This window comes from Shewanella sp. HN-41, from assembly GCF_000217915.1.
GTDB lineage: Bacteria > Pseudomonadota > Gammaproteobacteria > Enterobacterales > Shewanellaceae > Shewanella.
In genome coordinates, this window is the sequence record NZ_AFOZ01000030.1 from 14,264 (window position 1) to 32,639 (window position 18,376).

Sequence of the window (18,376 nt, forward strand, 5' to 3'; positions counted from 1 at the left end):
GGCAAGGGCTGACCAGTATTGAGTTAATTATGGTGCAACTCACCCTAAGGCGCTAATCAGTGGCATCCTGGGCCTTAGTCGATTTTAATATGATGCTCCAAGGCGCTCTGCCTTGACCATGCAAGCACTTTATCCTCTCCACTGGAGTGTAAACTCACAGGAAAAGCGTGATAAAGCTCAGGCCAATATTGCACCAGTTTATCGGGCGTGCATAACCCTTCACTAAAATACATAGGTTGAAATTCGGCAAACATACCATGGCTGACACTGCCGGCCCCCGCCAAAATATGTTGGCCATTGGGTGCCGATTGACTCACGAGAAATGCCGTTGTCGCCGTTAAAGTATCGAAGGAGAATAGTGGCTGAATAGCGTTGGCTAAATGCCTTGTCGTCATTGCCGTTACGGCTTCAGGGCAAAGACTATTGACTCGAATATTATACTGTTCCCCCTCAAGGGAAAGACTATTGACCATGCCAACTAGCGCCATTTTTGCCGCACTAAAACTCACTTGATATAGATCCCCAAACAGCGCCGAAGCTCCTGTGGTCATCATAATGCGCCCATATTCCTGCGCTTTCATCAAGGGCCATGTCGCTTGGGTTAAATAAAAACTGCCATTCACATCCACATCAAACTGACGCTGCCACATTGCCGGAGTGATATGCTCGAACTGACACTCACCATAAATGCCTGCATTATTGATCAATATATCGATGCGATGCCAATGCGTAATGACATCGGCAACCATAGCATTCACCTCTGCCTGCCGACTCACATCCAAGGTATAAGACAGACAGTCACAACCCAGTTTTATAATATTTTCATAGGTTTGGATTAGGTTAGCATTGCAGTTATCCGATACTGGCTGGTCAACCAGTACCACCCTTGCGCCCCGCTCGGCCAACATAATGGCATAGGCTCGGCCAAGACCTGAGCCTGCCCCGGTGATCAATGCCACTTTGTTATCGAAACGCATCCTAAATCATCCTTATTGGTATGATGCTAAACTCGTATCACCTCTGCGCGCTGACACGCTTAACCATAACCACAACTGTATGACATCCTAAGTAGACCTACCCATACGTCATTATAAAAACACAGACATTGATGATTTTCTTTGAACTTGACGACAAATCTCAACCCACATAAATAAACATATGTGCGCCAATTCAAACTCTCTTACATACGTTTATTAGATAGTGCTCACTTTCACATTAAATCTTGTTATGCTATGACTCTGTTCAATACCCATTTCTTTTTCTTAATAACGACTGGACACCATGAATCCTTGGATTTTAGCCATAAGACCCCGCACCTTACCTGCGGCCATTGGTCCCTTATTAATCGGTAATATTCTTGCCTTACACCTTGAACGTTTCAGTTGGTTAATCGCGGCAACCTCGATGTTGTGTGCGATTTTATTGCAGATTGCTGTCAATCTTGCCAACGATTACTTTGATTTTAAAAACGGTATAGATACCGCCGAGCGTATCGGCCCAGTGCGTGTCAGCCAAAGTGGCATGATCCCGCCGAACAAAGTGCGCAATGCCATGGTATTTTGCCTGCTGATGGCGCTGGCTGTAGGCTCTTATTTGATTTGGCACGGTGGCTGGCCCATCGCAATTCTCGCTGCCGCCGCCATTTTAGGAGCACTTGGCTACAGTGGAGGCCCCTATCCACTCGCCTCCCATGGCTTAGGTGAAGTCGCCGCCTTCATTTTTTTCGGCTTAGTTGCCGTGGTTGGTAGCTATTACCTACAGGCGGGAGATACGACAACCAATGCTTGGTTATTAGGCTGTGCGATTGGGCTCTTTAATGCCGCCATTATGCTGGTCAATAACACTCGAGATATTCGTACCGATATACAGGCGGGCAAACATACCCTCGCGGTTAGAATAGGGGAAGCTCAGGCTAAAGTGCTTTACCAAGCCTTAATTTACTTGCCCTTTGGTTTAGTGATCGCCGGCTTTTTACTCGGTATTTTGCCCGGTCTGCCGGTATTGCTCGCGGGATTATCTTTGCTTATTGCCCGCAAACTCAGCAGTGATTTTTATGCGGTGTCCGGAGAAGCGTTAAATCCACTGCTGGGACGCACGGCCAAACTCACAATGATTTTCAGTACCCTCTTTAGTGTGGGTTTAGTCTTTACTGTTTAACCGTTAAATCCGTCGAAAATAAAAAGGTTCGTATTTTTTGATACGAACCTTTTTATTTGTTTAAGCCAATAACAGATATTTTCAGCACATTATTGCCAGATATAGCCCGAGATTAACGTATTGAGCAAAACCCCGTTAAAGTTACGCGTAGCGTGAATCGTTTTTCGATGAGCAGCACCAAAACAGACATGTAAAGGTAATAAATGCTCCTCCCGTGGATGACTAAAACGTGCCTCAGGAGCCGACTGCCACTCAATTAATCGTGCCATAGTATCAACATTGCCTTCAGTTAAGCTCTCGGTAAGCCAGTGATCAAACTCAGCACTGCGATGCAACACCTTGGGATCCTGAGAGAAAAATGCCCGCATATTGTGAAAGGACATCCCCGATCCCACAATCAAGATCCTTTGCTCCCTCAAGGAGGCTAAGGCTTCACCAATGGCAATATGGGTTTTGGGATCAAGGTGTTGCACCAAAGACATCTGCACCACAGGAATATTAGCCTCGGGATACATCAACTTAAGTGGAACAAAGGTGCCGTGGTCGAAGGCTCGCTGATTATCGAGTTTCACCGCAATTCCACTGGCCTTTAATAAGCGAGCAATCTCTTCAGTGAGTTGAGGTTCTCCGGGCGCAGGATAACTGAGTTTATAAGCCTCAGGAGGAAAACCATAATAGTCGAATAACATGCCTGGATGTGAATGACTCGACAGTGTTACCTGTGCCTCCTCCCAATGGGCGGTAATCAATACAATGGCCTTAGGCGTTGGGATTTTTAACGCAACTGAGGATAAAAATGCACGTAGCTCTTGATGATTAGCATCATTAAGTAACGGCAAAGGCCCACCGCCATGGGGGACAAATAATACAGGCATCAGACTGAGATCCGCGTGCGTCATAGTAAACTTCTCTTGATGTAACAATTGGTTGTAACTTACTAACTTTGGGTTTACGCCTGCTCTGCGACCAAGGTTAGAAAGTCGCCTTCATATCTATCAATTGACGTTGAAAGCGCACTAATCTATCGACGCTTTCATCTAATTTGATGGTTAAAAACAACAGGGCAGATAAAGATAATGCCGGTAATGCACTGAGCGTGGTTTCATAGTTAAAGTGGTAATAAATCGCGCCCATCATCACCGACAGCAATGCCGTTGCCGACAATACTCGATATTCACGCCAACCTATGCCAATAGCGCCCACGACTTCGATAACGCCAATAAAGTAACCAAAACCGGTCGGTAAGTTCATTAAAGTAAAAGGCACATGGAAAAATGGCACGCTGAGCAGTTTGCCCATACCCGAAAATAAAAACACTATGCTCATCGCCAGCGTCACTGCAACCGCCGCACGGTTTAAGGTATTTGCACAAATGAAGAGTTGCTGAGGATCGGTATCGACCACGTTTTTGCCATCGTAGCCTTTCACTAAACATAAATGATTCATCGCCATATCAACCCCATAACTTTGAGCGTTCTCGATGCAATATCGATCTTAACGGGCCCATTACATTGCACCTAAAAACACAATGTAGTGATACTCATATAAAGCACACTACTGCTATATGGCGGAATTATGGGCCCACAAAAAATAAATAAATATGGAATAATATCTAACATCTACTAAAATAATTCTTTATTTGTTTAAGGGCTTTGCCATGACCTTAGAACAACTGTTAATGTTTAATACTGTCGCCCTCGCCGGCTCGCTAAAAGCGGCCAGTGACAAATTACATAAGACACAACCCGCAATTAGCCAAAGCATTAAACAGCTTGAATATCAATTGGATATAGTTCTTTTCGACCGCCAAGGTTATCGGTTAGCACTGACCCAAGAAGGGCGAAAATTACTGCAATACGCCCAGCGCGTACTCAACGAAGCACAGGAAATGCGCCAAGTGGCAAAGCATCTGGCCAAAGGCAATGAAGCCAGCATCACCTTAGCCTTTGAGGCCTCCTTTAATCTTGCCAGAATTTTGCCTATTCTGGAGCGAACACAAAATGAGTTTCCACATACACAAATCATTCTTAAACAAGAGTATTTAACGGGTGCACTCGAAGCCTTAAATCGTGGCAAAGCCGATATTGCGATTTCAGCTGGCGGTATTGAGCCCATACGCTCAAGCCATTTTGAGCTTGTATATTTATTTTCGGGAAGTCTGTTGGATGTCGCCTCCCCTCGTTTACTCGGCCGTTATCCCACCCTAAGCCATGTACGAGAATTGGTGAACGAGTACCAGATTGTGATTCAAGATACCGGGTCGGGAACCGCCAATATTGAATTTGGGGTTCAAGCAGGGCAACGCCGTTGGTATGTCAATGATTTTTATACGAAGAAAATGCTCATTCAAGGTGGTATGGGGTGGGGAAAACTCCCCCATTATATGGTTGAAGAAGCCCTCGCCGAAGGAAGCTTACAACCGCTTGAACTGCGGGAAAGGCAAAACCTGATCCAACTCGACTACTATGTTATGCGACCACCCCACTCACCCTTAGGCCCTGTCGCTCAAGCACTGTGGGACAATTTAGTGCAACTTGCCACGGCACCAATGTCGTAATCAAAAACTCAGATGAAATGAAATGAGCACGCTGCTTTTCCTACATCAACCTGTCATGGTAATGCAAAGTTAAGCACCCGTGGGGCTTCATAGGATTAATGATTTAGTAAGTTTACCCATTCCTGGGGACTCGCCAAAATAAATTGATACACGCTACCATCCACAAGGGTAATTTTTATCGCGTCCGAGGTAACAGGTAAAATACCACCACCCTTGCCCCAACATTGCTCAACTTTGGCGATGTCTTTTCTCTGCAGTTCGTATGGACCCAGTCCCAATGTTTTATTGTAGGGAGAAAAACAAATGAGATGTTCGGTGACACTTAACTTGCCATCAGCCCGTGCTACACCATTTTGACTCGTCGCGACTGAAGATTTGATAGGGGCTTCCTGCATATTTTCACTCCATTGATCCCGCATTTAAGAACTGCCCATAGCGAAAATTAACCTAACACATAAACTAATTACATGGTTAGACAAAAATAAAGGGCCTTTCGGCCCTTTTATTCAACTTTCATCACAGCGTAGCTTATTGGATTTCTTGCTTAGCAAGAGCTCGATCTAACTTAGCACGCTCCACTTCGGGAAAAGCTTTCAGGGTTTGCAGAAGGCCCATAAGATCGGTTCCCTCTTCTGCTGCCAGCAGCAGTAAGTTGTTGTTATTTTGCCAATCGACTTTCAGCCCATGGACCTTAGCAAAGTCAGCCGCAGAAACACTAGGCTTTAACTTGACCACTAACTTACCCGTGATTTCAGCAAAAGGCGTGCCCGACTGAGTCACTACTTTTTGACCTTTAACCAATTGCTTAGCTTGTTTAATGCCGGTCTCAGTTTTGACGTAGTACTGGGTATCTGTGCCCAAAAACTCGGCTCGGCTCACCTGAACACCTTTAGACTCTGTTTGAGGTTCAGTCAGCTCGACTTTGTTATGTGCCATCGCTTGTGCAGATAATGAAAGTGCAACTGCAACTAATGATAAATTCAATGTTTTCATCTAATACTCCTTAAGATGCAGACTTGGCAACATGGCCATGGAAACGAATTGACCAGCCTTTTAGCTTGCCATCAGCTTCGTTAGGAATAGAAATATAGCCTTGGTCGTACTTGATAAATCGATAGCTACCGCTATTCACATCAATTAATTTAATGGTCCATTCACCCTTTGATGACTCGCCATAGAAGGCATTTGACAACATAGGGGTTGCATCAAAACCAGCCACAAGATCTTCAGGGTCATTCTTATCCATCACACCTTGGTACACTAGACCGTTATAGGGTGTCATTAATACACTCTTAGTACCTGCAGGCGAAATAAGCTCAACGGCCAGATCGGGTAGACGTAAGTGATCGGCAGTTAACTCAATTTGTACCGCTTCGATCACTAAATCATCCGCCACGTCTAGAGTATCGCTAACCCCATTAACATCCGCATCTGGAATAGCTTTTACCAATTCTTGGCTTGCTTGCCACTGCGTTACCACGTACTCCCCTAAATCCTCTGCATAGGATTTAGCCAGTTTGACGGCCTCACTCACATTTACACGGCCAAAACCATAGAGGTTATGGAACGAAAAGCCTGCCGCATTTTGCTGCCAAGCAGGAATCGCCACATATTCTGGCGCCGCTTCACCGTCACCGATAGTGACTGTTTTAGCAACAATATCCGCATCCACTTTAGTTGAGGTTTTAGCCAGCACATGGCGAACGTCGCGCCAGGTCAAATCTGGATTTGCACTCATGATCACTGCCACTGCACCGGAAGTATTAGGCGCGGCGGACGAAGTACCATTCATCGTTGAAGTGTAATCACAGTTTGGATTTAGGGGATGTAATCCACCGTGGAATGGTGTACTTGGTCGATCTTCAGCAATCGCTGAGCCATTCTCACATCCCATACGATCTGTCGTGACAATCGCAGGATTATCTTCACCATATTCCCCGCCTGGAGCCGTCACAAAAATGTTGGAGCCCACAGAGGAATAACTCGATAATTCTCCCTTAGCGTTGATAGCACTCACCACTAAGTTATAGACGTTAGCATTATCACTCGACATGTTGGAGTTATGGAAAGGCAAGCCATGGTTAGCAGGATTTTCTGCCGTTGCCGAGAAATAATCCCCAGGTAACCAGAAAGTACGGAAACGATAATAGTCATAACCATTACCCGCAGATTTTACAAAAATACTGCCTTTACCACCGAAGCTTTGAGTCGCTATATCCTGGTAAACTTCCGTTTCATCCTCATCAAAACCATGTGGGAAGGGTACGCTATAACCATAACTTTGGTTAAATACGCGGGCTTGATCACTATAGGCACTGGCACCATGTGATTTAGTAAAGTTTTCAAATGTTTGCACATTTGCCACTTTACCCGTCGGGTCTGAATCGAGGAAGTTAAAACCAATCAATTTAGCCTTAGGGGCAACACCTCGTCCACCGATACCATTCCAGCCTTCGGCGGCAATAATACCGCCAACCGCAGTACCGTGGCCCGACTTACCGGAGAAAGGTGTTGGGTCCACAGTGCCGGTGATTAAATTATATGAGCCACCATTTACGGTATTGTTCATCAGATCCGAATGGGTAATTTCTAAGCCATCATCCACTACGGCAACGGTGACACCTTGTCCCATAACCTGTTGTGAGATCGCACCGCTCACATTCATATCTTCACCGGCAATACCGCGGTTCGCCGCAAATGCATTCTGCCCTGTGTTTTTTAAGTGCCATTGATAGGCAAATAGTGGATCGCCATGCTTAATATTGATCGTCAGATTGGCTTCGGCCTGTAGCTGACCATCAGACACTTTAAATCGAACGACTTCGGTGCCCTCACTCGCATCGGACTCATAGGTAAATTCACCGGTATTTTTGTTGACTAAGGTTAAGGTACCTAATTTTAAATCTGCGGGATCAACCAAAGAATAAGTTAACCCACCTTCAGCATCGGTTGCATCCAACTTACCGGAGAATAATATAGATTGCGATACATCAATGACCATATCAGCAGTAGTGGGTGCAGTGTTGACCTTAGCCACAGGCTCAGGGGTCTTTTTATCACTTCCACAACCTGCTAATAAGGCAGCCGTGATGCTTAATGCAACAATGGACATACGCATGATAGACATTCCTTCTTGTCATTACATCTTATAATTCAGTGTTAGATAATCGTGATTTAAGCACAATTATTCCGTACCAAATTCTGTTATTTTAATTATTTTTCACGCCATAATAATTAACATACATCCTCGGCGTGATGCAGACCTTTTAACACAAGTAACGACCTTGTCAAAATAAAAATAAACGATACGCCCGACTAAATATCTTGATTTAATGACAAATTATTCACAAAAAAACAAAATAAAAATGATTACACCAAGAAATAAAAGCAAGCTAAAAATTCAATATAAATAATCGCTTATGATGCATACGCCATCAAAAAACAGTCATCATATCAATTAGCCTCAAAAGATATGAAATTAAACATAATTAATTACACTTTTAAAGAAACTTATTACCATATGACATACAGTCAACTATTTATAGAATGAAATACCGTATTAATGATATATAAATCCGACCATAAATTAATCATTACTAACCTGAAAAATAGTACATTCAGCGGATTGATTATAAAATTAAATACGTAATATTCATTTTCAACCACCCATTAATTATTATTTAACCCAGTAAATAACTATTAATTATTGATAAGGGAATAAATAACATCGAAATACTGCCAATAACAAAAAAGCCCTTCAAGTTTGAAGGCTTTTTTAGATATGCAACGTTTATTCGGTATTAAAGCTTTGTTAAGGTGCGCTCTTTTGCACTCCAATCTAAGTGATATTTTTCACCCGCTGGCGTATCAATACGCTCAAAGGTGTGAGCACCGAAAAAGTCCCGCTGACCTTGAAGCAAGTTCGCTGGTAATGTTTCGCAGCGGTAACTATCGTAATAGGCCAGAGCAGAACTAATACAAGGTGCAGGAATACCTTGCATCACGGCTGCAGCAACCGCTGTGCGCCATTGACCTTGCTTTTCAGATAAGGCCGTTGCAAAGCTGTCCGCCATCAACAGATTGCTAAGATCGGCATTGGCTTCATAGGCTTGGGTAATTGATTGCAAGAAAGTCGCCCGAATAATACAACCCGCCCGCCAAATTTTTGCAATTTGCGCAAAATCTAACTGCCATTGTTGTTCATGGGCCGTCATCGCCATCAACTGGAAGCCTTGGGCATAACAACAGACTTTTGCGCAATATAATGCGCTTTCAAGGGCCTCAATCAATAGCATTTTTTGCGCATTATCGATAGCAGGCATATTTGGCCCAGCCAATTTATGGCTGAGTTGTAGACGTAGGGATTTTTGAGTACTCACGGCGCGAGCATACACAGCTTCAGCAATCGTCGGCGCCGGACAACCTATTTGTAAACTGCTTACCGCAGTCCACAAGCCTGTGCCTTTTTGGCCCGCTTTATCTAAGATCATTTCCACCAACGGTTTACCCGTTAATGGATCGGCCTGTTTTAAGACTTCGGCACTGATCCCCATCAAATAGCTGTTCAAGCTGCCTTTGTTCCAGCGTTCAAACACATCGCCCACTTCTGCAGCGCTCATACCTAAACCGTCATGCAATAGTTGATATGCCTCACAAATCAACTGCATATCAGCGTATTCAATACCGTTGTGCACCATCTTCACATAATGGCCAGAACCCGCAGGACCAATATAAGTGGTGCATGGCTCGCCTTCTGTCACTGGATTGCCCGGTTCGAAGCGCTCTATGGGTAAACCTGTACTCCCATCAACCTTAGCGGCAATGGCTTTCCAAATAGGAGCAACGTGATGCCATGCAACAATATCACCGCTTGGCATAAGTGATGGACCGAAACGCGCACCGACTTCACCGCCCGAAACCGCCGAGCTGAAAAATACAAACTGACCTTTGTAACGCGCTTCACGCTCGACAGTGTCAGTCCATAGGCTGTTACCTGTATCGATAACAATATCGTCGGACTCAATTCCGGCAGAAATCAAGGCACTACAAACACCATCCACAGGTGCACCGGCGGGAACAGAAAGCACAAGAATGCGGGGTTTTGTGAGACTGGCTAACATTTCAGTAAGATTAGCACAACCAAGAATACGAGGTTCGAGTCCAGCGCGTTCCAATTTTTCTTGCTGTATAACACCATTAACTTTAACAGGATCGAGGTCAAATGCGCTGACGTGATATTGATTATCCGCGATGTTTAGCGCGAGGTTTTTACCCATAACGCCAAGGCCAATTACGCCGATATCATTAAGATTGCTGTGGTTTTGCATTATATAATTCCCACGGGTCACAGAGGTTAGAACTAACCAATTTTGAGGGGCAATTATACCGATCTTTGTAACTTAATTACCAGAGAGAAAAGGCGATGCATACGATTGACAATCTCGATGAGACTGAGATTGCCAATTCCATATTGCAAAACTGGCGAGTTAAAACTTAGCTCAAGTGATACGTGTATTGACCCGTTTATGGACACCTAGTGAGCCAACTTAAGCCCTAAAACGCCCAATAGAATGAGTAACAAACTGGCCATTTTAAGTAGGCTAACACCTTCTCCAAACAGGATAACGCCTGCAATTGCCGTCCCCATGGCACCAATGCCCACCCACACACCATAGGCTGTGCCTATGGGTAATTGCCTAACGGCAATCCCCAATAGCAAGACACTCACCACCATGGACGACACTGTAAAGATACTTGGCCACAAACGACTAAAACCTTCGGTATATTTAAGGCCAATAGCCCAACCAATCTCGAAAAGACCTGCTAGCACTAATAAAAACCAGCTCATAGTGAACTCCCCAAAAGGGGTCGTCCCCATGTTAGATAAGGCGTTTTAGGGTCGTCCCTAAGCCATTTGACGTGTGACCATGCGCGCCCAGAGTAACCAATCAGGGATCTAAACGCTGCTAGATTTCATCCGCGGCACTTTGCGGTTTTGAGTCTAAAGTAAAGCCAAAGTGCGACAATGAGTGCACTAGCCTAGCAAACCTATCACCTGAGTATCAATCTTTGCAGACAAATATCGGCAAGAAAAAGCGATAGCCAACCTGTAGCCTTGGCTATCGCTTTGATATAACGATGCTCCCAAGCAGTTACACTAAAGCATCGGCGTACCCCATACGGGTTAAGGTCGTGCGCACTAAGTCCAAAGTTTGGGGATCTTCAATGGTCGCTGGCGCGGTAAATTGCTGATTATCGGCAATTTTACGCATAGTCCCACGTAGGATTTTTCCAGAGCGAGTTTTAGGTAATTTTTGAATAGCGCTCACCAATCTAAAGGAGGCAACGGGGCCTATTTCTTGACGCACTAAACTAATCAGCTGTTTATGCAATTCTTCATCGCTGATAGTCACTCCCTTTTTAAGCACCACTAATCCCAAGGGAACTTGGCCTTTGAGCTTATCATCAACGCCAATCACTGCAGCCTCGGCCACATCGGGGTGTTGACACAGCACCTCCTCAAAGCGCCCCGTCGATAACCTATGGCCAGCCACATTAATGATGTCATCGATACGACTCATAATGTACAAATAACCATCCTCATCCATATAGCCCGCATCGCCCGTGAGATAATAGCCCGGATACATAGATAAATAACTGTCTTGATAGCGTTTATCATTCTGCCAGAGGGTCGTTAGAGTGCCGGGAGGGAGTGGTAATTTGATCACCACATTACCCGATACATTGGCGGCAACTTTTTCACCTAATTCATCGACCACATCGACTTGATACCCTGGAACGGGCCTACCTGGCGATCCCGCTTTCACGGCAATTGGCGCGGTACCCATCAGATTAGCGGCCACTGGCCAGCCGGTTTCAGTTTGCCACCAGTGATCGATCACTGGCTTATTCAACTTGGCCTCGGCCCAATGTAAGGTATCGGGGTCACAGCGCTCCCCGGCTAAAAATACGTTTTTCAAACAGGTTAGATCGACATCTTTGACATAGTCTGCATCGGGGTCTTCCCGCTTGATGGCTCTGATAGCCGTGGGGGCAGTGAAGAAGCTTTTCACTTTATATTTCGCAATCGTACGCCAAAAGGCGCCCGGATCTGGAGTCCCAACGGGTTTACCTTCGTATAATAAGGTGGTCGCCCCGACCAATAAGGGTCCATAGACAATATATGAATGCCCCACTACCCAACCCACATCGGATGCGGCCCAAAACACATCGCCTCTGCCAATGTCGTAGATATGGGTCATTGACCAAGCCAAGGCCACGGCATGGCCGCCATTGTCCCTAACGACACCTTTAGGTTGCCCCGTCGTACCCGAGGTATAAAGCACATAAAGCGGATCGGTTGCATTTACGGCCACACAATCGACACTGTCACACCCCACAACCGCAGATTGCCAATCGTTATCCCGCCCCGCTTGCATCTGCGCCTCATATTGAGGTCGATTTAAAATCAAACAATGGTTAACTTTATGTTCTGCCTCATTTAATGCTTTATCTAACAAAGGCTTATAGGGCACAACCCCAGATGGCTCAATACCACAGGATGCCGACATCACCAATTTTGGCTTGGCATCATTGATACGTGTGGCTAACTCATTGGCGGCAAAACCACCAAAAACCACCGAATGAATCGCGCCAATCCGAGCACAGGCCAGCATGGCGTAGGCGGTTTCGGGCACCATAGGCATGTAAATCACCACTCGGTCACCCTTAGTCACACCAATACTCGTTAAATATCCGGCGAGCCGAGATACCTGCGCGAGCAGCTCGTTATAGGTAATGCTGTATTCGGTTTCAGTCACAGGACTGACATAATGGATGGCGATATGCTCTCCACACCCCACTAAAATGTGCCTATCAATGGCGTTATAACAAGTGTTTAATTCCCCATCACTAAACCAGCGATAAAATGGCGCATGGCTTTCATCTAATATCTGCTTACTGGGTGTTACCCAATCGAGTGCCTTGGCTGCTTGTTGCCAAAATTCGGATTTATTCTCTATCGATGCTTGATGTAATTGTTGTGCCACATCTGTCATAAGGCCTCCCATCATGAGCTCATCTATGTGTACCATAGATGACATTTTCCCCTTCCTTCCCGTGGATGATTATGACTCGCAACGCATTATTCCCCCATTAGACTAAGGGATATAGCCAATGACTATTTAACCAGATTGGGGCAATAAATAATGGAAATGGGTCTTGCTGAACCTAGAGCATCCACTTAATCTTATGTCTTAAATGGATTTTTTCACGGGAAGAAATACGCATTATGGCGAAATACCACCAGCTTAAACTCTATCTATGTTTGCTGTGCAGCTTACTAGCGTCCCCAAGTCAGGCATCATCCCAACAACTTGAAGCACTCCTCGAACCGATTTCCATTGGTGAACGAGCCAAAATCGATAACACTCAAATCATCAGCGCCAAATTGCTTTCACGGATCTATCAAGTCCGTCAATATGATCCCCTCTGGAATGACAGAGACTATGCTGGCACTCTGCTCAATGTGATCAAGAATGCCGACGATGAAGGCTTATCGAAAGAAGACTATCACTACTCACAACTCATGGCGTTGTACAGCCAGCTCACAGCAACAAACTGGCAAGATGAATATCAGAGCAATGTATTTGAAATCCTGCTAACAGATGGGATCATCACCTATGCCATCCATTTGCTGAATGGCAAAATTAACCCCAGCATGCTCGGTAAAACATGGAATTATGACGAGACTCACCTCGATTTTGACACCACATTAAAGCAACTTGAGACACATATTCAGTCACATACGGTTGCGGATGCCATTGCAGGGCTAGCACCTAATATTGCCCCCTACCATGCATTAAAACGCTACCTTGCCCAATATCGAGAGCTCGCCAAGCGTTATTCCTTCACTGCCATTCCTTATTCTGAGATTATCAAACCGGGGACGAGCCACCCCAGCCTCTCCGCCATAGACAAAAGACTGTCCGAGCTGGGTTATCTCGATGAAACCACAGCCGATAATGCAGCTATCACAACATACGATAAAGGGATGGAGAATAGGATCCGGCGGTTCCAAACTGACCATAGCCTTAAAGCCGATGGTGTCATTGGAGCAGGAACTATGGCGGCGCTAAATGTGCCCTATGCACGCCGTGTGGAGCAGATCCGCATTAACTTAGAGCGCGCCCGTTGGCTATCTGCCAACCTAAAAGAAAACTATTTGATTGTTAACTTAGCAGGCTACGAACTCTTACTCTTTAAGGACAACACCCTGAATTGGCGCACGGACATCATTATTGGAAAGGTAGATACAAAAACACCGCTTTTTAAATCAAAACTTAAATACCTCGTCGTCCATCCCACTTGGACAGTACCACGCAGTATCTTTCCCGAAATTATCGGCCATTTAAAGAAAGATCCAGATTACCTAAAGAAAAAACGCTTTAATGTGGTTGAAGGCTCAGGCACACCCGTTAACGTCGATAATATCGACTGGCAAACGGTAAACGCAAAAAGCTTTCCCTATTGGTTTGTGCAGCAGCCTGGGGATGATAACTCACTTGGCCAGATAAAATTTATCTTCCCAAACCAATATGCAATCTATCTACACGATACACCGTCAAAAAATCTATTTGAGCGTACAGACAGAGCCTTTAGTCATGGTTGTATCCGGGTCAAAGATCCATTGGTGCTCGCGGATAAACTCCTCAACGCTAATGCCAACTGGACACCGACATCACTGAGCGAAAAGCTCGCCGAGGGTAAAACTGAAAATATCTTCCTCGATGAGCCGCTGGATATCCTCATCATGTATTGGACGGTCAGCACTCGAGAAGGAAAACTCAGATTCTATAACGATATTTACCAGCGCGATCCGGTACTAATTGAGGCCCTTAATCGCCCAACCTATGATGCCGTACTCGCTAGGGATGGTTTGCTCAATATCATTGAATAGATGGTTGCATGACCTCTGGAGCTATGATTGACAGCGTCACCTGCGATAGCGGGTGACGCTGCAAGACCCTCATCGCCACAAACCACATATAACCCTATATAATCATTCAATTAGGTTCTCTAACCCACTCAAAGTGGCAAGTAGAATTGACAAAAAAACTGAACTGACTTTATCGCAATCTTTACCTTTACGTAAACTTCATATATCTTGCTTAAAAATGATTAACCAAGGTGCATGAATGAGCGCAACTACCACGGCCCAAACGACTTATTCGATAAGTGATCTCTCCAAAGAGTTTGATATCACTACGCGAAGCATTCGTTTCTACGAAGACCAAGGTTTACTCAAGCCTAAACGTCGCGGCCAAACTCGAATTTATAGTCTCAAAGACAGGGTTCGCCTCAAGCTTATTTTACGTGGTAAACGCTTAGGTTTCTCCCTGGCCGAAACCCGCCGTCTGTTCGAATTATACGATGCAGATAAAAGCAGCACGACCCAACTCAACACTATGCTGGCCCTAGTCGAAGAGAAAAAATCGGCGCTGCAGCAGCAAATGGACGATATCAAAGTCGTGTTAATGGAGCTTAATTCCGCCGAGCAGCAATGTCGCCTCGCCTTGGAAGAAAGTCAAGCCGTTAAAGCCTAAGGGATAGCAACCACGGCATAGCTGCCGCATTAACATGGCTCGGCCAAGGTACAAGGGAGAACATTGGCCCAGTAAGACTAAACAACGACTCAAGCACCTAATCATATAAAAATTATAAATTAGAATCTCAGATAGGACACAAGCAATGAACTCACTCTACACTAGTCTCAATTTTGGCCTTGGCGAAGACGTCGATATGTTACGCGATGCAGTACAGGATTTTGCCAAAAACGAAATCGCCCCCATCGCCGCGAAAGTGGATCACGACAATGCCTTCCCCAATGAGATCTGGCCAGTCCTAGGCGGTATGGGTCTACTCGGCGTGACAGTACCAGAAGAGTTTGGTGGTGCCAACATGGGCTACCTTGCCCACGTCGTTGCCATGGAAGAAATCTCCCGTGCCTCGGCCTCCATCGGCCTAAGCTACGGCGCCCACTCAAACCTGTGTGTGAATCAAATCAACCGTAACGGTAATGCGGCGCAAAAGGCTAAGTATCTGCCAAAACTGGTCAGCGGCGAGCATATTGGCGCCCTCGCCATGAGTGAGCCAAACGCAGGTTCTGACGTTGTTTCGATGAAGCTCCACGCCCGCAAGGAAGGCGATCGTTATATCCTCAACGGCAATAAGATGTGGATCACTAACGGCCCCGATGCTAACACCTATGTGATTTACGCGAAAACTGACCTAACCAAAGGTGCACACGGTATCACCGCCTTTATCGTCGAGCGTGGTTTTAAGGGCTTTAGCCAAGCACAAAAACTCGACAAACTCGGCATGCGCGGCTCTAACACCTGTGAACTGGTCTTTGAAGATGTCGAAGTGCCAGAGGAAAACATTCTTGGCGGCCTTAACAACGGCGTTAAAGTGCTGATGAGTGGCCTAGATTACGAGCGTGTCGTGTTGTCTGGCGGCCCACTTGGGATCATGAGCGCTTGCATGGATATCGTGGTGCCTTACATCCACGAGCGTGAGCAGTTTGGTAAATCCATCGGTGAGTTCCAATTGGTACAAGGCAAACTAGCCGATATGTACACTGGCATGAATGCCGCAAAATCCTATGTGTATGCCGTGGCCAAATCCTGCGATCGCGGTGAAACCACCCGTAAAGATGCGGCGGGCGCCATCCTCTATAGTGCCGAGTTAGCGACCAAAATGGCACTGGATGCGATTCAACTGCTCGGCGGTAACGGTTACGTCAACGAATATGCCACCGGCCGTTTATTGCGCGATGCCAAGCTCTATGAAATCGGTGCAGGTACCTCTGAAATTCGCCGTATGCTGATTGGCCGCGAGCTATTTAACGAGACTAAATAGTCGCCATAGGGCTAATGGACACAATGCACCATTAGCCCTATGCATCGATAAACCCTCAAAGTCGATAGCCCTAAACACCGAATTTCCGCTTGAGAAGGACAACCAAAGTGACGCAATTAAGCAGTCGTATTAACGCCCGCAGCGATGAATTTAAAGCTAAATCCGCGGATATGGCCGCCCTCGTGGTCGATCTCAAAACTAAACTTGCCAAAATTGAACTCGGCGGTGGCCCCGTCGCACTGGAGCGTCATTTATCCCGCGGTAAATTACTGCCCCGTCAGCGGGTTGAGAAATTGCTCGATGCCGGCTCACCGTTTTTAGAACTATCGCAATTTGCGGCGTTTGAAGTCTACGATGAAGAAGTGCCCGCAGCCGGCATTATCGCCGGTATTGGCCGTGTGAGCGGTGTCGAGTGCATGATCATCGCCAACGATGCAACGGTTAAAGGCGGGACTTACTACCCGATCACCGTTAAAAAACACCTTCGTGCCCAAGACATTGCCAGCCGTTGCCACTTGCCTTGCATCTATTTAGTCGACTCGGGCGGTGCTAACCTGCCCCGCCAAGATGAAGTCTTCCCCGACCGCGACCATTTCGGCCGCATCTTTTACAATCAAGCGCAAATGTCGGCCAAGGGTATCCCACAAATTGCCGTGGTCATGGGCCTATGTACCGCGGGCGGCGCCTATGTACCCGCCATGGCGGATGAATCTATTATCGTTAAAGAACAAGGCACTATCTTCTTAGCCGGCCCGCCATTAGTCAAAGCGGCCACGGGTGAAGAAGTCAGTGCCGAGGAACTTGGTGGCGCCGAAGTGCACACTAAAATTTCCGGTGTGGCTGACCATTTAGCCCAAAACGATGAACACGCCTTAGAACTTGCCCGCCGCGCTGTGTCGCGCTTAAACCATCAAAAAGAGATCAAGAGTCTACTGAGCCCAGCCAAACCACCTAAGTTCGATATTAGCGAACTGTATGGCATTGTAGGCACCGACTTGAAAAAACCCTTCGATGTCAAAGAAGTGATCGCCCGTATTGTCGATAACTCTGATTTTGATGAATTTAAAGCTAACTATGGTGCAACCTTAGTGTGTGGTTTTGCCCGTATTCACGGCTACCCAGTCGGCATTGTCGCCAACAACGGCATTCTGTTCTCTGAGTCGGCGCAAAAAGGTGCCCACTTTATTGAACTGTGCTGCCAGCGCAAAATTCCGCTGCTGTTCCTGCAAAATATCACCGGCTTTATGGTGGGTAAAAAGTACGAACACGAAGGCATAGCCAAACACGGTGCTAAGATGGTGACGGCGGTTTCCTGTGCCAATGTGCCTAAATTCACTGTGATTATCGGCGGCAGCTACGGCGCGGGTAACTACGGCATGTGTGGCCGAGCATTCGAACCGACCATGATGTGGATGTGGCCTAATGCTCGCATTTCAGTGATGGGTGGCGAACAGGCCGCCGGCGTACTCGCCACGGTTCGCCGCGACGGTTTAGCCCGTAAGGGTGAGCAATGGTCAATTGAGGATGAAAAAGCCTTTAAAGCGCCGATTATTGCCCAGTACGATAAAGAAGGTCACCCGTACCATGCCAGCGCTCGTTTATGGGATGACGGCATTATCGACCCAGCGCAAACCCGTGATGTCGTTGGCCTTGCCCTATCGGCGGCATTAAATGCCCCTATCGAAGACACCCGCTTTGGCGTGTTCCGTATGTAAACAGCGCATCTTATCCATGCCTTGACCA

At 46.2% G+C, this 18,376-nt stretch carries 15 protein-coding genes; 6 read left to right on the top strand and 9 right to left on the bottom strand.

All coding sequences use genetic code 11. From position 1 onward, the window contains the following. Positions 1-74: 74 nt before the first annotated feature. Positions 75-977 carry an SDR family NAD(P)-dependent oxidoreductase gene (locus SOHN41_RS11270; RefSeq protein ID WP_007648982.1) on the bottom strand — a complete coding sequence of 301 codons (903 nt, stop codon included), beginning with the start codon at positions 975-977 and terminating at the stop codon, positions 75-77. Between the two features lie 304 nt (positions 978-1,281). Here SOHN41_RS11270 and SOHN41_RS11275 point away from each other — a divergent pair, with 304 nt between their 5' ends. Then, a complete protein-coding gene (locus SOHN41_RS11275) occupies positions 1,282-2,157 on the top strand; it encodes a 1,4-dihydroxy-2-naphthoate polyprenyltransferase (RefSeq protein WP_007648984.1) in 876 nt (291 codons plus the stop codon). A gap of 89 nt (positions 2,158-2,246) precedes the next feature. On the opposite strand, the gene SOHN41_RS11280 is transcribed toward SOHN41_RS11275, so the two are convergent. Together SOHN41_RS11280 and SOHN41_RS11285 are read right to left on the bottom strand one after the other, a co-directional pair. Next, complete coding sequence (locus SOHN41_RS11280; protein WP_037458924.1) at positions 2,247-3,056, bottom strand: DODA-type extradiol aromatic ring-opening family dioxygenase; 810 nt, start codon at positions 3,054-3,056, stop codon at positions 2,247-2,249. Between the two features lie 73 nt (positions 3,057-3,129). Continuing rightward, positions 3,130-3,609, bottom strand: coding sequence for a DoxX family protein (locus tag SOHN41_RS11285; protein WP_007648988.1), 480 nt, complete (start codon positions 3,607-3,609; stop codon positions 3,130-3,132). A 205-nt stretch (positions 3,610-3,814) separates the two neighbouring features. On the opposite strand from SOHN41_RS11285, the gene SOHN41_RS11290 reads away from it, so the two are divergent. Continuing rightward, a complete protein-coding gene (locus tag SOHN41_RS11290) occupies positions 3,815-4,714 on the top strand; it encodes a LysR family transcriptional regulator (RefSeq protein ID WP_007648990.1) in 900 nt (299 codons plus the stop codon). A 95-nt stretch (positions 4,715-4,809) separates the two neighbouring features. On the opposite strand, the gene SOHN41_RS11295 is transcribed toward SOHN41_RS11290, so the two are convergent. The 6 genes from SOHN41_RS11295 to SOHN41_RS11320 all read right to left on the bottom strand — a co-directional run bounded on the left by SOHN41_RS11295 (position 4,810) and on the right by SOHN41_RS11320 (position 12,771). After that, positions 4,810-5,109, bottom strand: coding sequence for a hypothetical protein (locus SOHN41_RS11295; RefSeq protein ID WP_007648992.1), 300 nt, complete (start codon positions 5,107-5,109; stop codon positions 4,810-4,812). Positions 5,110-5,242: 133 nt separating this feature from the next. Further along, positions 5,243-5,707 (bottom strand): hypothetical protein, encoded by a 465-nt coding sequence (locus tag SOHN41_RS11300; protein WP_007648994.1) that lies wholly within the window; start codon positions 5,705-5,707, stop codon positions 5,243-5,245. Between the two features lie 10 nt (positions 5,708-5,717). Beyond that, positions 5,718-7,832 carry a S8 family serine peptidase gene (locus SOHN41_RS11305; protein WP_007648995.1) on the bottom strand — a complete coding sequence of 705 codons (2,115 nt, stop codon included), beginning with the start codon at positions 7,830-7,832 and terminating at the stop codon, positions 5,718-5,720. Positions 7,833-8,514: 682 nt separating this feature from the next. Next, positions 8,515-10,041 carry an NADP-dependent phosphogluconate dehydrogenase gene (gndA, locus tag SOHN41_RS11310; RefSeq protein ID WP_007648996.1) on the bottom strand — a complete coding sequence of 509 codons (1,527 nt, stop codon included), beginning with the start codon at positions 10,039-10,041 and terminating at the stop codon, positions 8,515-8,517. Between the two features lie 206 nt (positions 10,042-10,247). Next, a complete protein-coding gene (gene sugE, locus SOHN41_RS11315) occupies positions 10,248-10,562 on the bottom strand; it encodes a quaternary ammonium compound efflux SMR transporter SugE (protein WP_007648997.1) in 315 nt (104 codons plus the stop codon). Positions 10,563-10,866: 304 nt separating this feature from the next. After that, positions 10,867-12,771 (bottom strand): propionyl-CoA synthetase, encoded by a 1,905-nt coding sequence (locus SOHN41_RS11320; RefSeq protein ID WP_083820773.1) that lies wholly within the window; start codon positions 12,769-12,771, stop codon positions 10,867-10,869. A gap of 233 nt (positions 12,772-13,004) precedes the next feature. Between SOHN41_RS11320 and SOHN41_RS11325 the strand changes: the two genes are divergently transcribed. The 4 genes from SOHN41_RS11325 to SOHN41_RS11340 all read left to right on the top strand — a co-directional run bounded on the left by SOHN41_RS11325 (position 13,005) and on the right by SOHN41_RS11340 (position 18,348). Further along, positions 13,005-14,672, top strand: coding sequence for a L,D-transpeptidase family protein (locus SOHN41_RS11325; protein WP_007648999.1), 1,668 nt, complete (start codon positions 13,005-13,007; stop codon positions 14,670-14,672). A gap of 238 nt (positions 14,673-14,910) precedes the next feature. Further along, positions 14,911-15,318 (top strand): MerR family transcriptional regulator, encoded by a 408-nt coding sequence (locus SOHN41_RS11330; RefSeq protein ID WP_007649000.1) that lies wholly within the window; start codon positions 14,911-14,913, stop codon positions 15,316-15,318. A 145-nt stretch (positions 15,319-15,463) separates the two neighbouring features. Continuing rightward, positions 15,464-16,633, top strand: coding sequence for an isovaleryl-CoA dehydrogenase (locus SOHN41_RS11335; RefSeq protein WP_007649001.1), 1,170 nt, complete (start codon positions 15,464-15,466; stop codon positions 16,631-16,633). 107 nt (positions 16,634-16,740) lie between these two features. Next, a complete protein-coding gene (locus SOHN41_RS11340) occupies positions 16,741-18,348 on the top strand; it encodes a carboxyl transferase domain-containing protein (RefSeq protein ID WP_007649002.1) in 1,608 nt (535 codons plus the stop codon). The last annotated feature ends 28 nt before the right edge of the window (positions 18,349-18,376 follow it).